Annotated in this window: 13 protein-coding genes; 4 read left to right on the top strand and 9 right to left on the bottom strand. The window is 75.6% G+C overall.

Annotation, left to right across the window (positions count from 1 at the left end; all coding sequences use genetic code 11):
• The first annotated feature begins 157 nt into the window (after positions 1-157).
• Positions 158-490: a TetR/AcrR family transcriptional regulator C-terminal domain-containing protein gene (locus ACFV3R_RS17955; RefSeq protein ID WP_385583159.1), complete on the top strand. Its 333-nt coding sequence runs from the start codon at positions 158-160 to the stop codon at positions 488-490.
• A gap of 9 nt (positions 491-499) precedes the next feature.
• On the opposite strand, the gene ACFV3R_RS17950 is transcribed toward ACFV3R_RS17955, so the two are convergent.
• Entirely contained in the window at positions 500-1168 is a 669-nt protein-coding gene (locus tag ACFV3R_RS17950) for a L,D-transpeptidase (protein ID WP_385583378.1), read from the bottom strand.
• 854 nt (positions 1169-2022) lie between these two features.
• On the opposite strand from ACFV3R_RS17950, the gene ACFV3R_RS17945 reads away from it, so the two are divergent.
• Entirely contained in the window at positions 2023-3414 is a 1392-nt protein-coding gene (locus tag ACFV3R_RS17945) for an NADP-dependent succinic semialdehyde dehydrogenase (RefSeq protein WP_385583156.1), read from the top strand.
• 155 nt (positions 3415-3569) lie between these two features.
• Here the strand turns inward: ACFV3R_RS17945 and ACFV3R_RS17940 are convergent, their stop codons facing one another.
• From ACFV3R_RS17940 to ACFV3R_RS17905, 8 genes are all read right to left on the bottom strand, one after another.
• A complete protein-coding gene (locus ACFV3R_RS17940) occupies positions 3570-5660 on the bottom strand; it encodes a SpoIIE family protein phosphatase (RefSeq protein ID WP_385583154.1) in 2091 nt (696 codons plus the stop codon).
• Positions 5661-5928: 268 nt separating this feature from the next.
• The gene (locus tag ACFV3R_RS17935) at positions 5929-6306 is read right to left on the bottom strand and encodes an STAS domain-containing protein (protein WP_385583151.1); all 378 of its coding nucleotides are present in this window, start codon (positions 6304-6306) and stop codon (positions 5929-5931) included.
• A complete protein-coding gene (locus tag ACFV3R_RS17930; protein ID WP_385583148.1) occupies positions 6303-7727 on the bottom strand; it encodes a PP2C family protein-serine/threonine phosphatase in 1425 nt (474 codons plus the stop codon). Before ACFV3R_RS17930 ends, ACFV3R_RS17935 begins: the two co-directional genes overlap by 4 nt.
• A 280-nt stretch (positions 7728-8007) precedes the next feature.
• Positions 8008-10482 (bottom strand): polysaccharide lyase 8 family protein, encoded by a 2475-nt coding sequence (locus tag ACFV3R_RS17925; protein WP_385583145.1) that lies wholly within the window; start codon positions 10480-10482, stop codon positions 8008-8010.
• Positions 10483-10702: 220 nt separating this feature from the next.
• The gene (locus ACFV3R_RS17920; protein WP_385583142.1) at positions 10703-11467 is read right to left on the bottom strand and encodes a crotonase/enoyl-CoA hydratase family protein; all 765 of its coding nucleotides are present in this window, start codon (positions 11465-11467) and stop codon (positions 10703-10705) included.
• Positions 11464-13146 (bottom strand): acyl-CoA dehydrogenase family protein, encoded by a 1683-nt coding sequence (locus tag ACFV3R_RS17915; protein WP_385583138.1) that lies wholly within the window; start codon positions 13144-13146, stop codon positions 11464-11466. Before ACFV3R_RS17915 ends, ACFV3R_RS17920 begins: the two co-directional genes overlap by 4 nt.
• Positions 13147-13258: 112 nt before the next feature.
• Positions 13259-14452, bottom strand: coding sequence for a lactonase family protein (locus ACFV3R_RS17910; RefSeq protein WP_385583375.1), 1194 nt, complete (start codon positions 14450-14452; stop codon positions 13259-13261).
• A gap of 102 nt (positions 14453-14554) precedes the next feature.
• Positions 14555-15985 (bottom strand): lipase maturation factor family protein, encoded by a 1431-nt coding sequence (locus tag ACFV3R_RS17905; RefSeq protein WP_385583135.1) that lies wholly within the window; start codon positions 15983-15985, stop codon positions 14555-14557.
• 142 nt (positions 15986-16127) lie between these two features.
• Here ACFV3R_RS17905 and ACFV3R_RS17900 point away from each other — a divergent pair, with 142 nt between their 5' ends.
• Complete coding sequence (locus tag ACFV3R_RS17900; protein WP_385583132.1) at positions 16128-17003, top strand: Fpg/Nei family DNA glycosylase; 876 nt, start codon at positions 16128-16130, stop codon at positions 17001-17003.
• A 227-nt stretch (positions 17004-17230) separates the two neighbouring features.
• Positions 17231-17401, top strand: a complete 171-nt coding sequence (locus ACFV3R_RS17895) for a hypothetical protein (protein WP_385583411.1) — start codon at positions 17231-17233, stop codon at positions 17399-17401.
• Positions 17402-17501 lie beyond the last annotated feature (100 nt).

Genomic DNA, 17501 nt, shown 5'->3' with positions numbered 1-17501 from the left:
TAGTCGGGCAGGTCGATGTTCCCGGCCTTGGCGAACTGGCGGGACATCACCTGCCGCACCGGCCACCGGTTCATCGCCCGCATCGAGGCGGTCCGCAGCCGGATGGCGAGGGCGCCGGCGGGGGCGTACCCGGCGGCGCCACCGGGCGGCAGCTCCTGTGCCTGAGCCGCCCGCGCTCGACGGGCTCGGCCTGGACGGCTCCACCGCCTTCACCGTCTACCTCACCCTCGTCAACCACGTCCGCGGCACCGCCCTGAACCTGGAGTCCGAGGCGGAGGAGGAGGCCCGGAGCGGGATGGACAGCGAGAGCTGGTTGCAGACCCAGAACGGGACCTGGTCGCAGCTGCTGGCGACCGGCGAACTCCCCCACCTGACCCGGCTCGACGCGGAGGGGTACGACTTCGACCTCGACGCCCTCTTCGAGTTCGGCCTCCACCGCTGCCTCGACGGGCTCGCGGTGCTGTTCGAGGGGGACGCGGAAAGGCGGTGACCGCCCCGGCTACCGCCGTCCCGTCCTCCGCGCGGGCGCCAGCGGGCCCGCCGCCGTCCCGATCACCAGGTGCGGGCGGGCGGCGGGGCGCAGCCAGGTCAGCAGGCGGGCCAGCGCCCCGCCCGGTACCGAGACGCAACCCGCCGTCGCCCCGCGGCCGTTCACGTGCAGGAAGATCCCGGCCCCCCGACCGCGCACCGGCCGGCGGTAGTTGAAGCCGACGACCAGCGCCCGTGCGTACTGGGTGGGGAAGCCGGCCAGCCGCTCCGCGTCCGCGGCGGCGCAGTCCCGCGGCAGCGGCTCCACCCAGCGGTTGTAGGAGGGCGAACCGGGATCCTCGCACCACCACGAGCGGGGCGTCACCGCGCGGTAGGGCATCCGGGTGCCGGCCGGCGGCCGGCGGGAGCCGAAGGCGTAGGGGAGGTCGAAGAGACCGGTGGGCGTGGTCGAGGTGGACTGGCGCCGGCGGCGCCCCTCCACCAGCCCGCCCGCGCCGAACCGGGCGGGCGCGGTGCCCACCCGGTGCCAGCCCGGCCCGCGCCGCTCCCACCAGGACAGGGTGCCGCGGGTCGAGCGGGCACCGGGCGCCTGGGCGACGAGGAGCTGCCGTCCGCCGCCGGTGCGGGCCAGTCGCTGCGGTGTGAGGGCGCCCGGCTGCGGCGTCACGGCACGCGGCAGCCCGGCGGCCGGAACGGCGGGCGTCGCCGCCACCGTCCCGCCCGCCGCCAGACACCACGCGAGCCCCAGGGCCCAGGCCACCCGGGGCGGCCGGCGCCGCCCCGGGCGTGCGGCAGCGCCGCGGGGAGACGCCTCGGCAGGTCGGGAAGAGTCGGTCACGGGCCCACCGTAGGCGTGCCCCCGCCCGTTCGCCGCCATCCAGGGCCCGGCGTACGCCGTCTGACCACCATCAGCCCCTCCCCGCCGGCCGGCGGGGAGGACGCCCCGCGGGACGCACGGCCGCACACCCCCGGGTCCCGCTCCCCGCTGCCCGCTCCGGGGGCACCCCCACCCCAGGGCGATCGCGGGCGGCGACCGGAGGGCGACGGCCGGTACCCGCGGCCGGCCGGCAGCGATGAAACCTGCCGGGCCGGGTACGCGACCGAATGGACCCTCGGTAAGGAAGACCCAGGAGGCACGCGTGAACCGGCAAGCAGCAGCCGCCGACGCCACGCCGGCACGGGCGGTCACGCCCCCGGCACCACCGGAGTCGACCGAGCCCGGCGGACCCGCCGACCCCACGGCGCCCGGCCCGGAACCGAGCCGCCCCGGACCCCGGCCCGACCCGCCCGAACCCCACCCGGTACCACCCGGCCCGGGCCCCGTACCACCGGAACCCGAGCCCAACCCGGTCCCGCCCGTCCCGCCGGCGCCGCAGCCGCCGGCCCCCGGACCGCCCGGCCCCGACCCGTCACCGGTCCCCAGGCCGCCGGGCCCCGACCCCGTCCCCGACCCCTCGCCCTCACCCGGGCCGCTGACCTGACCGGCCCGGACGACACCCCGGCCCCCGCCACACCGCGAAAGCGAGGTGCTTCATGCCCATCGCCACCGTCAACCCCGCCACCGGCGAGACCGTCAAGACCTTCGAGGCGCACAACGACGGCGAGATCGAGGAACGCCTCATCCTGGCGGACGCCGCCTTCGCGCGCTACCGCACCACCTCCTTCGAGGAACGGGCCGCCCTGCTGCGCCGCGCCGCCGACCTGCTGGAGGCCGACGGGGACGCCATCGCCCGCACCATGACGACCGAGATGGGCAAGACCCTGGCCGCCGCCCGCGCGGAGGCGGCCAAGTGCGTCAAGGCGATGCGCTGGTACGCCGAGCACGCGGCGGAACTGCTGGCCGACGAACGGCCCGAGCCGGCGGACGTCGCCGACTCCGGGGCCCGCTCCGCCTACGTGCGCTACCGCCCGCTCGGACCGGTCCTCGCCGTGATGCCGTGGAACTTCCCGCTCTGGCAGGTCGTCCGCTTCGCCGCGCCCGCGCTCATGGCCGGCAACGTGGGGCTGCTCAAGCACGCCTCCAACGTGCCGCAGACCGCCCTGTACCTGGAGGACCTCTTCCGCCGCGCCGGCTACCCCGAGGGCTGTTTCCAGACCCTCCTGATCGGCTCCCGGGCCGTGGAGGGCGTGCTGCGCGACCCGCGGGTGGTCGCCGCCACCCTCACCGGCAGCGAGCCGGCGGGCCGGTCCGTGGCCTCCACCGCGGGGGACGAGGTCAAGCACACCGTCCTCGAACTGGGTGGCAGCGACCCCTTCCTCGTCCTGCCCTCAGCCGACCTCGACGCCGCCGCCGGCACCGCGGTGACCGCCCGGGTCCAGAACAACGGCCAGTCCTGCATAGCGGCCAAGCGCTTCATCGTCCACACCGACGTCTACGAGGCCTTCGCCGAGCGCTTCACCGAGCGGATGGCGGCCCTCACCGTCGGCGACCCCATGGACGAGAAGACCGACGTCGGCCCCCTCGCCAGCGAAGCGGGCCGCTCCGACCTGGAGGAACTGGTCGACGACGCCCTGCACCGCGGCGCCCGGGCGCTGTGCGGCGGCAGGCGCCCGCCGCACCTGAGCGAGGGCTGGTTCTACGAGCCCACCGTGCTCAGCGGCATCACCCGCGAGATGCGCATCCACCAGGAGGAGACCTTCGGCCCCGTCGCCACCCTGCACCGCGTGGCCGACCTCGACGAGGCGATCGCCGTCGCCAACGACACGCCCTTCGGCCTCAGCTCCAACGCGTGGACCAACGACAGCGCGGAACAGGAGCGCCTGGTGCGCGACCTGCAGGCGGGCGGCGTCTTCTTCAACGGCATGACCGCCTCCCACCCCGCCCTCCCGTTCGGCGGCGTCAAGCGCTCCGGGTACGGCCGGGAGCTGGCCGGCCACGGCATCCGCGAGTTCTGCAACGCCACCACCGTCTGGTTCGGCAAGTGAGGCCCTGACGGACCCGCGCCCCCGCGACGGACGTGCACCCGACGGACGTCCGGGGCCGCGGGCCGGAGCCCGGTGCCGCCTCAGCCGGCGTTCCCCGCCGCCTCAGCCGGCGCGCCCGGCTCCGCCCCGTCCCGCCGTCCCCGCCCCCGCCCCTTTCAGACGGCGAACTCGCACCACACGGCCTTGCCCGTGCCGCGGGACTCCGTCCCCCACCGGTCGGCGAGCGCGTCGATCATCATCAGCCCGCGGCCCGCGGTACCGGTCTCGCCGGGGCGGCGCAGCTGGGGCGGGTGGCTGGAGCGGTCCTCCACCTCCAGCCGGACCACGCGGGGCGGCCCGGTGCACAGCACCATCGAGAGCAGCGCGCCGGCATCGGTGTGGGTCAGCGCGTTGGTGACCATCTCCGTCGCCACGACCTCGACGTCGTGGGCGCGGGCGGACACCCCCCACTGCTGGAGACACCTGCGGACCGCGGCCCGCGCCTCCGAGGTCCGGCCCGGCTCCGCCTGGTGCACGTGCAGCCGCAGCCGCCGGGCCGGACGGGCCACCGAGGTCCGCAGCCGCTGGAGCAACAGGACCACCATGTCGTCCTGCGCCCCGGGCCGCTCCCACAACCGGTGGGAGAGGTGGTCGGCCAACGTCTCCAGGTCCGTGGGGCCCTCCCGCACCGCCGCCGCCAGTGCGTCCAGGCCCTCGTCGATGGAGAGCCCCGGCTGCTCGACCAGCCCGTCGGTGTACAGCAGGAGCGTCGAGCCGGGCTCCAGGAACAACTCCGAGACGGGAAACTGCTCCCGGCCGAAGAGCGTGGCCGTGCCCAGCGGCAGCCCCCCTTCGACCGCCGGCTGGTCCACCGCCCCCAGCCCGTCGCTGAGCAGCGGGCCCCAGTGCCCCGCGCGGGCCAGCCGCAGCAGGCCGGTCTCCAGGTCCATCTGGACGTAGGTGCAGGTGGCGAAGCGCTCGGTCTCCATGTCCGCCAGGTACCGCGAGGTCCGCACCAGCACGCTGTCCGGTGAGTGGCCCTCGCCGGCGAAGGCCCGCAGCGCGGTCCTCAGCTGCCCCATGACGGCGGTCGCGTGCGTGTCGTGGCCCTGTACGTCGCCCACCACCAGGCCCACCCGGCCGGACGGCAGCGGCAGGACGTCGTACCAGTCGCCGCCGATCTCCCGGCCGCTGGGCGCGGCGTGGTACCGCACGGCGACCCGGGCGCCGTCCACCGCCGGCACCCCGCGCGGCAGCATGATGCGCTGCAGTTCGCGGGCGAAGCCGCGCTCGGAGTCCAGGAGGGTGGCGCGCTGCAGGGACTGGGCCACCACCCCGGCCAGTGCCAGGGCGAGGTCGCGGTCCTCGGCGGACTGCGGCCGGGCCTCCCACTGCAACAGGCCCAGCCCGCCGATGACCTCCGCCTGCGCGATCAGCGGCAGGAAGGCGGCCGAGCCGGTGGGGGCCCGGCCGAGGTAGGTGCCGGCGTGCGGGTAGCGGGCGAAGACCTCGGCGAGGGAGGCGAAGAACCGCGGGCGGCGGGTGAGCACGGCGTCGGCGAGCGGCAGGTCGTGGCTGAGGGCGGCGTGCGCGATCCCGGCCGGTACCTCCGCGGCCAGGCCGGTCGCCGCGATGATGTGGAGACGTCCGCCCTCGGTCAGCCCCAGCACCAGCGCCGCGGCACCGAAGCGCTCGGGCCCGCCGGCGTCGGTCAGGACCCGGGTGACGTCCCGCACCGTCATGGCGCGCGCCAGCGCCGCCGTGGTCTGCTGCACCACTGCGGTCCGGCGCTCACGCCCCTCCCGCAGGGACCGCAGCAGCGCCGCGTCCGCGAGTTCGGTGGTGGCCTCGCGCACCAGCCCGACGACGCGGTGCGCCCGGCCGTCCCCGTCCCGCAGGATGCGGCCCTGGGAGTGCGTCCAGCGCAGCGTCCCGTCCCGGCAGCGGATGCGGAAGTACACCCCGAAGTCCGGGGCCCCGGTCTCCATGGCGCGCCACACCGCGGCCTCCAGCCGCCCCGCCTCCGAGGGCGGCAGGCGCAGGGACAGGGCGCGGGGGGAGCCGTCGAACTCCCCCGGGGACAGGTCGAGTACCGCCAGGCCCCCGGCGTCCAGCGCCATGGTGCCCGCGTCCAGGTCGTAGTCGAAGGTGCCGGTCCGGTTGAGGGAGAGCAGCTCCGGCAGGTTGATGGGGACGCGTCCGCGCGCGGCGGTGAACCTGCCGCGCGCCCCGGCGCGAGCGGCCCCCGCACCCTCCGTTCCGCTCACGCCCGCTCCGATCGGTGCCGACCACGCCGTGCGGCAGCGCACGGCCTCCGACGGCCCGTGGTCCCGGCCCGCACACCGCGGTGGCGCCGGTCACGGCCCCTTCGATAGTGCCGCCGGCTCCGCCCGGATGCGCGTTGTGCCCGGCGTTCGGCGCAGCGCCGTCAGCCCGCCGCACGGCCCCCGGACGGATCCGGGGCTGCTTCGGCGAGGGGGCGGAGCCCCCGGGCAAAGTCCGGCGCAGCGGGTGCGCGGCCGCCCTGGGCGTGCGTCAGCCGGTGTCCTGCCCCTGCCGCGCCTGGCCTGCGGCCCTGAGCGCCTCCTCCTCGGTGGCGTACGTGGGCAGCAGCGGGGCCATGCCGGTGATGTCCAGCAGGCGGTGCAGCCGGTCCGGGACCGCTACCAGCGAGAGGGAACCCGCCGCCTGCCGGGTGCACCGCCACACCCCGATGATCACGTTCAGCCCGGAGGAGTCGCAGAACTCGACCCCGGAGAGGTCCAGCACCAGGTGGTGGCGGCCCTCCTCCAGCAGGGCGAGGGCCGCGCTGCGCAACCGTGGCGCGGTGTCCATGTCCATGTCGCCGGCGACCTCGGCCACCGCGACGGTGCCGTGGACGTCCCGGACGGTGCAGTGAAGTGTCTCGCTCACTCGTCTCGCTCCAGAGGGGCGCCGGTCTCCTCGCCGGCGCAGGTGCGGGCAGTCGTCGTGGTCCTGGCCTCCGGTGCGGCAACCGGGACGCTCACGGCCAGTAGGGCAACGTCGTCGGCGCAGTCGTCGGGGAGGCCTTCCAGCAGCGCCACGGTGTCCTCCACCACCGCGGCGGCGGTCGGCGCACCGGTACGGCGGGAGAGGAAGTCCACCAGGCCGCGGTCCCCGAGCATCCCGCCCTCGCAGGTGCGCGCCTCGGTGAGCCCGTCGGTGTAGAACAGCAGGCTCTCGCCGGGCGCCAACCGCAGCTCCGTGGCGGCGAACGTCGCCTCCGGCAGCGCCCCGATCAGCATGCCGCCCGGCGGACGCACCGCGTGCACCCGCGCCGTGCCGCCGTCCCCGGGGACCAGGTGGTAGGCCGGCGGGTGCCCGCCGGTACCCAGTGAGACGCGCACGCTGCCGTCGGCCTGCGGCGTGAGCGTGCCGTAGACGGCCGTGCAGAACCTGCTGCCCGCCCGGGCGTCCAGCAGCAGGGAGGTGTTGAGCGCGCCGAGCACCGTCTGCGGGTCGGGGTCGACCTGGGCCGCCGCGCGCAGGGCGTAGCGGGCGAGCGAGGTCACCGCGGCGGCCTCGGCGCCCTTGCCGCACACGTCACCCAGGAAGAACGCCCACCTGCCGTCCCCGAGCCCGAACACGTCGTAGAAGTCGCCGCCCACCTCCTGGGGTGAGGCGGTCCGGTAGTGGCAGGCCAGTTCCAGCCCGGGGACGGTGGGCAGCGACGGAGGGGACAGCGTGCTCTGCAGGGCGCGCGCCATCACCGCGAGGCTCTGCTTGTCGTGCTCGGCCCGCTGCCGCGCCTGCTGCTCCGCCCGTCGGCGCGCCTGCTCCCAGCGGACCTGCCGGGCCGCGGCCAGGCGCAGCTCCAGCGAGTCCTCCACGATCTGCGCGAGGTCGCGGAGGGTGGCCACGTCCTCCTCGGAGAACGACCGGGGCCGGGTGTCCAGCAGCGCGACCGTGCCCAGGTGGTGACCGTCGGGGGTGGTCAGGGGCGCGCCCGCGTAGAACCGCACCCCCGGCGGGCCGGCGACCAGCGGGTGGGCGGCCGTCTCCGGGTCCGCCAGCGTGTCGTGGACGACGACCGGGCGGCCCTCGCGGACGACCGAGGCGCACAGTCCCGGGCCGCGGGGGACCTGCCGCAGGCCCGCCAGGCCGTGGACGGCCTTGAACCACACGCGGTCGGAGTCGACGAAGGACACGGTGGCGACCGGTACCTCGAACAGGCGTGCCGCCAGGCTCGCCACCCGGTCGAAGGTCCCGTCCGAGGGCGTGTCGAGTATCTCGTAGCGGCGCAGGGACCGCAGGCGTGCGGCCTCCTGCCTGGCCGTGGGGGGCGTTGTCTCCGCCGGGGCAGCGCCGGGCACCTCTCTCACCTCCCGCGTCGCTCGGCCGCTCGGGCGTCACGAGGCGAATGGGTCGGATCACTCCAGGCGACGGGAGACGGGCGGTGCCGACGGGCGTCAGGGCAGCATCGGGCTCCACGGCGCTCCCGCGCCGGTGCCTGCTGGTCGAAGCACCCGGAGGGCGGACCCTCCGCCGGAAACCCTAACGCGCCGCAGCGGCGGCCCGGCCGGGCGGGGGGCGGTCGCCCAAGAGCCGTCGGCCGCCCCCGCACGGGCCCGCGAAGGCAGGCTGCGCCGCAGGTCAGGCCAGGCGCACCACGGTCCGCTGGGTGACGCCGGCGGTGGCGGCCAGCCCGTCGAAGGTGAGGGTGACCGCGGCGCCGGTGGTGACGGACGTCACCGTGCCTGGCCGGGAGAGGACGGCGCTCACCGGCCGCCGCCAGGTCACCCGCAGCCGGTCCGCGGTGCGGGTGGGGTCACTCACGCAGAGCACCGCGGTCCGCTCGCCGCGGCGCCCCCGGGCCTCCCGGACGGTCACGCTCGCCGGGCCGTCGGTGACCAGCTCGCCGGCGGAGCCCGCCGCGTACAGGTTCGCCCCCGTGAAGCCGAGGGAGGGCACCCGCACCGCCTGGACGCCGGCGGTGTTGGCCAGGACGCGCACCCAGTGCCGGTCCGCCGCCCGGGCCGCGGTCCGCGCCGCGTCGGCGCCCGGCATGAGCAGGTAGGCGTAACCGGCGTTCGAGGGGTCCTGGCCGTGGCCGGCCAGCAGCGTCACGTACCGGCGGGTCAGCGGATCGGGAGAACCACCGGTGTTGACGTCCTGCCAGGCGCCGGTGCGCTCCTCGCGCACCACGGTCAGGTCGGTCTGCGTCAGCAGGACGTACCCCGCGTGTCCGGCCAGGTGGGCCCAGCGCACGTCGCGGCGCCTGGTCGTCCAGGGGGTGCGCATCGGCTGGGGCACGCCGTCGAGGGTCAGCAGGGCGCTGCCCGCGGCACCCAGGTTCCGGTTGTCGATGACGGTCTCCACCGGGTGGCCGTCCGAGGCAGTGATCCCGGCGCCCAGACAGACCACCGCGTCGTCCAGGAAGAAGAAGGACTTCCGGGCGGTCAGCGTGGAGTCCAAACCCTTCAGGTGCTGGCCGGCGGAGGCCCAGGTGCCGTCGGTGGCGCCGCCGGCGTAGTCCACGTCGGGCCGGGCCGCGCCCCAGTCGCCGCCCTCGGCCACCGCCAGCGGCTTGTGGGAGACGGTGGTGCCGGGCAGCCGCATCGGGTCCACCGTCGGCCAGAAGGCGTCGCTGTACTGGCCGTCGCCACCGGTGCCGCCCCACCAGTAGAGCATTCCCGAACCGGAGTTCCAGCCCCTGCCGTTCTCGCCGTTGCCGGTCTCGTAGTAGGTGATGCGGCGGGAGGACATGGACAGCAAGGCGGCCCAGCCGGCGGTGCGGTGGGTGAGGCGGTCCATGGCGGGGAACTGGCGGTGCTCGCGCGGCTCCGGAAGCGCCTGCACCTCCTCGTCGGCCAGGACGTCCGTCAGGCGGGCCAGCGGGCCGACGGCGAGCGTGGTGTCCCGCTCCACCGGCAGGAACTCCTCCCGGCGCAGCCACCCCTTGGCCAGGGCCCGCCAGCGGGCCCGCTCGCCGGCACTCGCCCCCTCCGCCAGCAGCAGCACCGAGGCGATGATCTGGTGGCCGCGGGTGTGGTCGCTCTGCTGCGTCCGGCCGGCGGCGCCCGGCGACAGACCGCGGCTGACCGCGCGGCCCGAGACGCCGTCCATCACCAGCCCGTCGAGGAGGAAGGGCGCGTAGGCGTGCTCCACCGCGTCCAGGACGACCTGCCGGTGGGGGTCGGTGACCTCCCAGGCCGAGCCGGCCAGCAGCGCGAAGAGCCGGCTGAGGCCGTCGATGAGCACCGCACCGTAGGAACCGGTGTAGGGCACCCAGGTGTGCTGCACCACCGAGCCGTCGGCGTACAGGCCGTCGCCGCTGGTGACGTAGGGGAGGACGGGCGAGAGGGCGTCGCGGGCCAGCGCCAGCTTGGCCGCGTCCTCACCGACGGCGCCGCGCAGCGCCAGCACCCGGCACAGGTCCACCCGGTTGGCGCCGGTGGACGTCCCGGTGTACGCGGCCACCGCCGAGTCCGGCACGAAGGTGTCGACCGCCGCGAGGTAACGGGCGCGGTCCTCGGCCGGCACCAGGTCGTGCAGCAGGACCAGGACGTCCAGCAGTGCCTGCGGAGCGCCGATCTGCCAGCTGTACCAGTTGCCGTAGGGCTTCGCGCCGGCCCGGTAGACCTGCTGCTCCAGGTGGGCCAGGCCCGCCAGGACGGCGTCGGCCAGGGCCTTGTCGCCGGTGAGGCCGGTGCCGGGCTGCGCGTACGCCTCCGCCATGGTGTGCAGCCGCTGGTAGCTGGTCTGGATCTGCCCGGAGTAGCCGTAGGACTCGGTGTCGGTGTCCGGGTCGGGGTCGCCGAAGACCGCGTCCGGCCACAGCGAACCCGTCGCGGGCGCCATCGCCGCGCGCAGCTGTGAGGCCTGGGAGCCGAGCTGCGCCAGCCGGTCGCGGAAGGGCGCGCCCGTGGGGGTGAAGCCCGAGCCCAGCATCAGCTCCCGCCAACGCGTGCGCAGGGCCGCGTAGTCGGCGGCGCCCGCCGCCGGCGCGGGGGAGGCGGGCGTCTCGGCGGGGTGGGCGGCGGCCGCCGGGCCGGCCGTGATCCCGGTGGCGAGCACCGCCCCCGAGGCCGTGGTGATCAGGGACCTGCGCGACCAGGAACGCGGCATGGAGGACTCCAGGGGTGTGGGCGGCGCACCCCACGGGGTGGGGCGGCCGGCTGCCGGGCAGGGAGGCGTCCGCCCCGGGACGGGCCGGTCTGCGGGGCGGGAGGCGCGGGGCGGGGCGGTGCCGATGAAACACCGCCGCGCACGAACGCTCAAGAGGTCCACGCCAAACGATCGAATTGATCGTTCCGTGTGGACCTCCCGGGCAAACGGTCGCGGTCGCTCAGGCCTCGAACGTTCCGTGCCGTCCGGCCCCCGCCGCGAACCGCGCGGCCCCGGCCACCCCCTCCGCTGCCAACGAGGCCGTCCCGTGCCGCAGTTCACCGGCCATGGCCTCGGTGAGCGGCCGGCCCGCCTGCTCCAGGACGGAGGCGCGGTCGCCGCGCAGGCACGCCTGGGGGAACCGGGCGAGGGCGGCGGCCAGTTCCTCGGCCGCGACGCGGGCCCGCCCCCGCTCCACCAGCCGGTCGGCCAGACCGATGCGGTGGGCCTCCTCGGCGGGGACAGCCCGGCCGGTGAGGATCATGTCCAGCGCCCGCCCCTCGCCGACCAGCCGTGGCAGCCGCACCGTCCCGCCGTCGACCAGTGGCACGCCCCAGCGCCGGCAGTACACGCCGAAGACGGCGTCCGCCTCGGCGACCCGCAGGTCGCACCAGAGCGCCAGTTCCAGACCGCCGGCGACGGCGTGCCCGCTCACCGCCGCGATGACCGGTTTGCCCAGCCGCATGCGGGTGGGGCCCATCGGCCCGTCCCCGTCGGGGGCCACCCGGTTGGCGCGCGGCGTCCCCACCGCCTTGAGGTCGGCGCCCGCGCAGAACGTCCCGCCCTCCCCCCACAGCACGGCCACGCAGGCGTCCTCGTCCGCCTCGAACTCCCGGAAGGCGTCGGCGAGCTGCCGCGCGGTCGGGCCGTCCACGGCGTTGCGCACCTCGGGCCGGGAGAGGACCACGGTGGTGACCGGCCCGGCCCGCTCGACGCGGACGCTCACCCCAGCGCTCCGGCGGCCACCGCCGAGGCGGGGGCCGGTGCCGGGTCGGCGCGGACCCCGGCCAGGATGCCCGCCAGGTCGGCGCGCGGCGGGAGGGTGCCGAACGCGCCGCCCCACTCGCCGTCCAGCCGCGAGGCGCAGAACGCGTCGGCCACCGCGGGGGAGGAGTACCGCACCAGCAGCGAGCCCTGGAGGACCAGCGCCATCCGCTCGGTCAGCGTGCGCGCCAGGAGCTGCGCCCGCTCCGGGTCGCCGAGCTCGCCGAGCAGCGTGCGCACCCCGGCCGCCGCGGCGTCCAGCCGCCGGTCGGCGCCGGAGGCGGCCTCGACCTCGGCGAAGTAGGCGTCGAGAGAGTCCGGTTCCTTCCCCAGCGCGCGCAGCACGTCCAGCGCGGCGACGTTGCCGGAGCCCTCCCAGATCGACAGCAGCGGCGCCTCCCGGTAGAGCCGCGGCATGCCCGACTCCTCGACGTAGCCGTTGCCGCCCAGGCACTCCAGGGCCTCCGCCGCGTGCGTCGCCCCGCGCTTGCACACCCAGTACTTGCCGGCCGCGAGCGCCAGCCGGCGCAGCGCCGCCTCCTGGGCGTCACCCTGCCTGCTGCGGTCCACGGCGGTGGCCAGCCGCATCGCCAGCACGGTGGCGGCCTCCGACTCCAGGGCCAGGTCGGCCAGGACCGAGCGCATCAGCGGCTGTTCGGCCAGCTGCCGGCCGAACGCCGCGCGGTGGGCGGTGTGGTGGAGGGCCTGGCGCAATCCCGCCCGCATGTTCGCCGCCGACCCCAGCACGCAGTCCAGCCGCGTCATGTTGACCATCTCCACGATGGTGCGCACGCCCCGCCCGGCCTCACCCACCAGGTGGGCCACCGCGCCGTCGTACTCGATCTCCGAGGAGGCGTTGGAGTGGTTGCCGAGCTTGTCCTTCAGCCGCATCAGGTGCATGCGGTTGCGGGTTCCGTCGGGCAGCACCCGCGGCACCAGGAAGCAGCTCAGTCCCTCGGGAGTCTGCGCCAGGGCGAGGAAGAGGTCGCTCATGGGCGCGGAGGTGAACCACTTGTGCCCCGTCAGGCGGTACGAGCCGTCGGCGGCGGGCACGGCCCGGGTGGTGCCCGCGCGCACGTCGGAGCCGCCCTGCTTCTCCGTCATCGACATGCCGGCGATGAGGCCCGCCTTCTCCAGCGGCGGCCGGAGCCCGAAGTCGTAGGTGCCGGAGGTCAGCAGCGGTTCGTAGGCGACGGCCAGCCCCGGCGCGGCGCGCAGGGCGGGGACGGCGGCGTACGTCATGGAGATCGGGCAGCCGTGCCCCGCCTCCGCCTGCGACCACACGTAGAACTTGGCGGCGCGCAGCAGGTGGGCGCCGGGACGGTCCTCCGCCCACGGCGCGGCGTGCAGCCCGTGCTCGACGGCCCTGGCCATCAGCTGGTGCCAGGCGGGGTGGAACTCGACCTCGTCGACGCGGTGGCCGAAGCGGTCGTGGGTGCGCAGGCGCGGCGGCTGCTCCTCCACCATGCGGGCCTGCTCCTGCACCTCCTCGGTGCCGGCGAGCGCCCCCAGTTCCAGGAGCTGGGCCTCGCCCCACCCCGCACCGCCCCGCCGCACCGCGGCCAGCAGGGCGGGTTCGTCGGCGGTGTGGAAGTCGGTGAGCGGCGGGGGCTGGTTCACCACGTCGTGTGTGTCCGTCATGTTACTGGACGGTACCGACCGGTGGGCCGTGGTTGAAGGGGTGCGGCGCCGCGTGTCGGGGTGAGCGCGGCGGGCCGCACCACCGGCGTGGCCGCGGCGCGCCGCGCGCACGTCACCGGGGCCGGACGCAGACCGCCACGGGCGAGTCGAACGCCGGGCCCGCGGAGGTCAGGCTGCCGTCACCGGGGCCGACGGTGAACACGCTGACGTCGCCGGACTTCTGGTTGGCGGTGAAGAGCAGGCGGTCGTCGGGGGAGAGGGCGAGGTGGCGCGGGAAGTCGCCGCCGACCGGCACGGTGTCCAGCAGGCGCAGCTCCCGCCCCTCGTCCTCGATCGCGTACCGGGTGATCGTGTTGTCGCCCCGGTTGGCGAGGAAGGCCCACGCCCCGTCCGCGGTGACCGCGAACTGCGCGGGGTAGCTGGTCACGCCGGGCCGGGTGCCGGTGGAGAGCGGCTCACCGGGCGTCAGCCGGCCGCTCTCCACGTCGTATGCGCACACCACCACCGTGTTGTCGACCTCGTTGGCGAGATAGGCGATGCGGCCGCCGGGGTGGAAGGTCAGGTGCCGGGGGCCGGCTCCCGGCCGCAGGGCGGCGGTCGAGACCTGGGTCAGCGTGCCCGAGCCGGTGTCCAGGCGGTAGGTGTACACCGTGTCGGTGCCGAGGTCCACCGCCAGGACGTGTCCGCCGTCGGGGCTGGTGAGGACCTGGTGGGCGTGCGGGCCGTCCTGGCCGGGGCCGGGGGCGGGGGAGGAGTGGACCTTCAGGTCGGTGCGCTCGCCGAGGGCGCCGTCCGCGCCGATGGGGTGGACGGCCACGCTGCCCGAGAGGTAGTTGGCGCTCAGCAGCCAGGCGCCGCCGGGGTGGACGGAGAGGTGGCAGGGGCCGGCGCCGCCGGTGGAGCGCCGCCCGAGCACCTCGTGGCCGCCGTCGGGCCGCAGCGCCACCGCGGTGACCCCGCCGTCCTCGCCGGCCGTCACCGTCTCGTTGACCGCGTAGAGCACCGACCCCGAGGGCCCGAAGGCGAGGTAGGAGGGGTTGTGGACGCCCTCGATCACACCGGTGGCCGTGATCCGGCCCGAGACCGGGTCGTAGGAGCCCAGGCCGATGCCCTTGCCGCCGCCGTCCTGGTCGGTGTAGGTCCCCAGGAACAGCGGACGGGTCTGCTCCGCGTGGTGGTGGTGCGCCCTGCCGTGCGCCTGCGCGGGGGAGGAGCCCGCGGTCGCCGTCAGCACCGCGCCGGCCACCAGGGAGCCGGCGAACCGGCGACGACTGAGCGGGTTCCGTGCGGGTTCCGGATTCACCAGTTCACCTCTGAGACGTGGGGTGCGGATGTGAAGGGCGCGGCGGGCGCCGGATCTCAGGGTGGGTGCCGCGGCCCGCGATGACAAGGGGCCCGCCCCGGCTGCTCACCCGCCCGGGCTGCGGGCCCCGCCGCGCAGGGCCACCGGGCCGACGAACTCCCGCACCCCGCTCCGGTGCCACCAGGCGCCCGTCTCCCGGCGCTCCGGCCAGGTGGTGAAGCGGTAGACGTAGAGACGGGCGCGGACGTGGGTGGGCGGCGCGGCGGGGAACGGGTTGTGGCGCAGCAGCCGCAGGGTGTCCGCGTCCCCCTCCAGCAGCCGCTCCAGCAGCGCGGTGAACCAGGAGCGGGCGTAGGCGGGGGAGAGGGCGGCGAACCACATCAGCCAGTCCAGCCGCAGGTGGTAGGGGGCGAACTGGCGGGGCATGCGGTGGACGTCGCCCGGCTTGCCCCGGAAGCCGTACTCCCGCCAGACCGTGTCCGGCCCCACCCGCTCCTCGTCCGTCCCCTCCACGACGATCTCCCGCCGCACCCGCGTCACGCTGCCGAACGCACCGTAGGAGTTGACCAGGTGCAGGGTGTCGTAGGAGGTGTTCATCACCTGCCGCCTGGAGAGCAGGTTGCGCACCGGGCGGTAGCTGAGAGCGAGCACCCCGACCGTGTAGGCAATCACGAGCACCTCGAACCACAGGGGCGCGGCTAGGCGGTGGGGGGCCGAGGCCCACCCCGAGACGTCGACGGCGGGGACGGCCAGGAGGACGGTGAGCCAGTTCAGCCAGGCGAAGTTGCCCGAGGCGATCAGCCAGAGCTGGGTGACGACGATGACCAGCGCCGCCCAGGTGGCCACCGGCTGCGGGGTGAGGAGCAGGAAGGGGACGAGGAGCTGCGCCACGTGGTTGGCGGCCGTCTCCACCTTGTGCAGCCTGCCGGGAAGCCGGTGGAAGTACCAGCTCAGCGGCCCCGGCATCGGCTGCGTCTCGTGGTGGTAGGAGAGGCAGGTCAGCTTCCGCCAGCACTCGTCGCCCCGCATCTTGATCAGGCCCGCCCCGAACTCCAGCCGGAAGACCAGCCAGCGCAGCAGCCACAGCGTCAGCACCGGCGGGGCCACCTCGTCGTTGCCGAGGAAGACGGCCAGCGCACCGGCCTCCAGCAGCAGTGACTCCCAACCGAAGCCGTACCAGGTCTGCCCCACGTTGACCACGCAGAGGTACATCGCCCACAGCACGGCCCACCAGAGCATGCCCGCCCACAGCGGCACCGCGTCGGCCGCTCCCGCCGCCGCGGCGGCCGAGAGCGCCGCGCCGCCCCAGGCCCACAGCGCGAAGAAGCGGTCCGAGTACCGCAGGTGGAAGACGGACGGGGCCCGCCGGAACGGGACCCGTTCCACGAAGCGGGGGATCGGCAGCATCCCCCGCTCCCCGAGCAGCGCCCGGAACTGCGCCGCCGTGCCCAGGAAGGCCAGCAGGTAGATCACCGCCAGCCCGCGCTGGAACACCAGCCGTCCCCACCAGTAACCCGACGCCGAGAACCATTCCATCCCCCCTGCCTAGCACGACCGGGCGGCGGACGCCGACCCGTCGCGGGGCACCGGGCGCAGGCGCCGCCGGCGGCGGACCGCCCGCGTCCGAACGGCCCCCGCCACCGGGTGCGGACGACGCCGGGCGAGGCACCCTGGAGGCATGCCCGAACTGCCCGAGGTGGAGGCGCTGCGCGACTTCCTCGCCGCACGCGCCGTCGGCCACACGGTGACGGCCGTGTGGCCGGTCGCCGTGAACGTGACCAAGACCTACGATCCGCCGCTGGGCGCCCTGACGGGCGGCCGGATCACCGCCGTGGAACGCCACGGCAAGTTCCTGGACCTCCAGGTGGCGGGGGACGAGGAACTGCACCTGGTCGTCCACCTCGCCCGGGCCGGCTGGATCCGCTGGTACGACGACCCGCCCACCACCGCGCCGCGCCCCAGCAAGGGCCCGCTGGCCCTGCGCGTCCTGCTGGACGGAGGGGAGAGGCGCGGGTTCGACCTCACCGAGGCGGGTACCCAGAAGCGCCTGGCGGTGTACTGCGTGCGTGACGCCGGGGAGGTCCCCGGCATCGCCCGGCTCGGCCCCGACCCGCTCGCCGCGGACTTCGGCCGGGAGGAGCTGGCCGCCCTGCTGCGGGGCCGGCGCAACCGGATCAAGGGGGTGCTGCGTGACCAGAGCGTCGTCGCGGGGATCGGGAACGCCTACTCCGACGAGATCCTGCACGCCGCCCGCCTCTCCCCGTTCCGCCTGGCGGCGGACCTCACCGACGAGGAGTTCGACCGTCTGGACCAGGCACTGCACAGCACGCTGCGGGAGGCGGTGGAGCGCTCGCAGGGCGTGCTGGCCTCCGGCCTCAAGGCGCAGAAGCGGAGCGGGCTGCGGGTGCACGGCCGAACGGGGGAGCCCTGCCCGGTGTGCGGCGACACCATCCGGGAGGTCTCCTACCGCGACTCCTCGCTCCAGTACTGCCCCACCTGCCAGACCGGCGGCAGGCCGCTGGCCGACCGGCGGATGTCCCGGCTGCTGAAGTGACGCCCGTCCCGCGTCTCCCTGCCCCCCGGGTACGGATGTGCGAGAGCCGTCGGCGAGCGCGGAGGCCGTGGTGTGGCTAGGCTGAGGGACGACGGACGACCGTTCTGGGAGATGCCAACACCCCGGCCCGTCGCGGGAGAAGCCGTACACCTGGCCCAGGTCCCGATCTGAGAGGGCGGCGCCGAGACGCGCCGCACGTCGTCCCTTTTCCTCGTGAGGAGTGCGTGGTGGCACTGGAAGACGCGCAGCGGCCGAAGACCGGGTGGCAGCAGAGCGAGCGCAAGGGCAGGGTCCGCGAACTGCGCACCATCGAGGTGTGGGAGAGCTGCACCCCGGTGCGGCTGGCGGGCTACGAGGACGATCCCGCCGAACCCCACATCGTCCGCGGCATCGACTGAACCCCCCGCCCGCGAGGGCGACCGACGCCTCACCCGACCTCACCCCGTGCCCGCCTGACACCCCGTCGGCGCTCGCGGGGTGGGGTCCTGTGCTGCCGGG

This window comes from Streptomyces sp. NPDC059740, from assembly GCF_042733155.1.
GTDB lineage: Bacteria > Actinomycetota > Actinomycetes > Streptomycetales > Streptomycetaceae > Streptomyces.
This window is presented reverse-complemented; position numbering and strand designations above follow the sequence as displayed.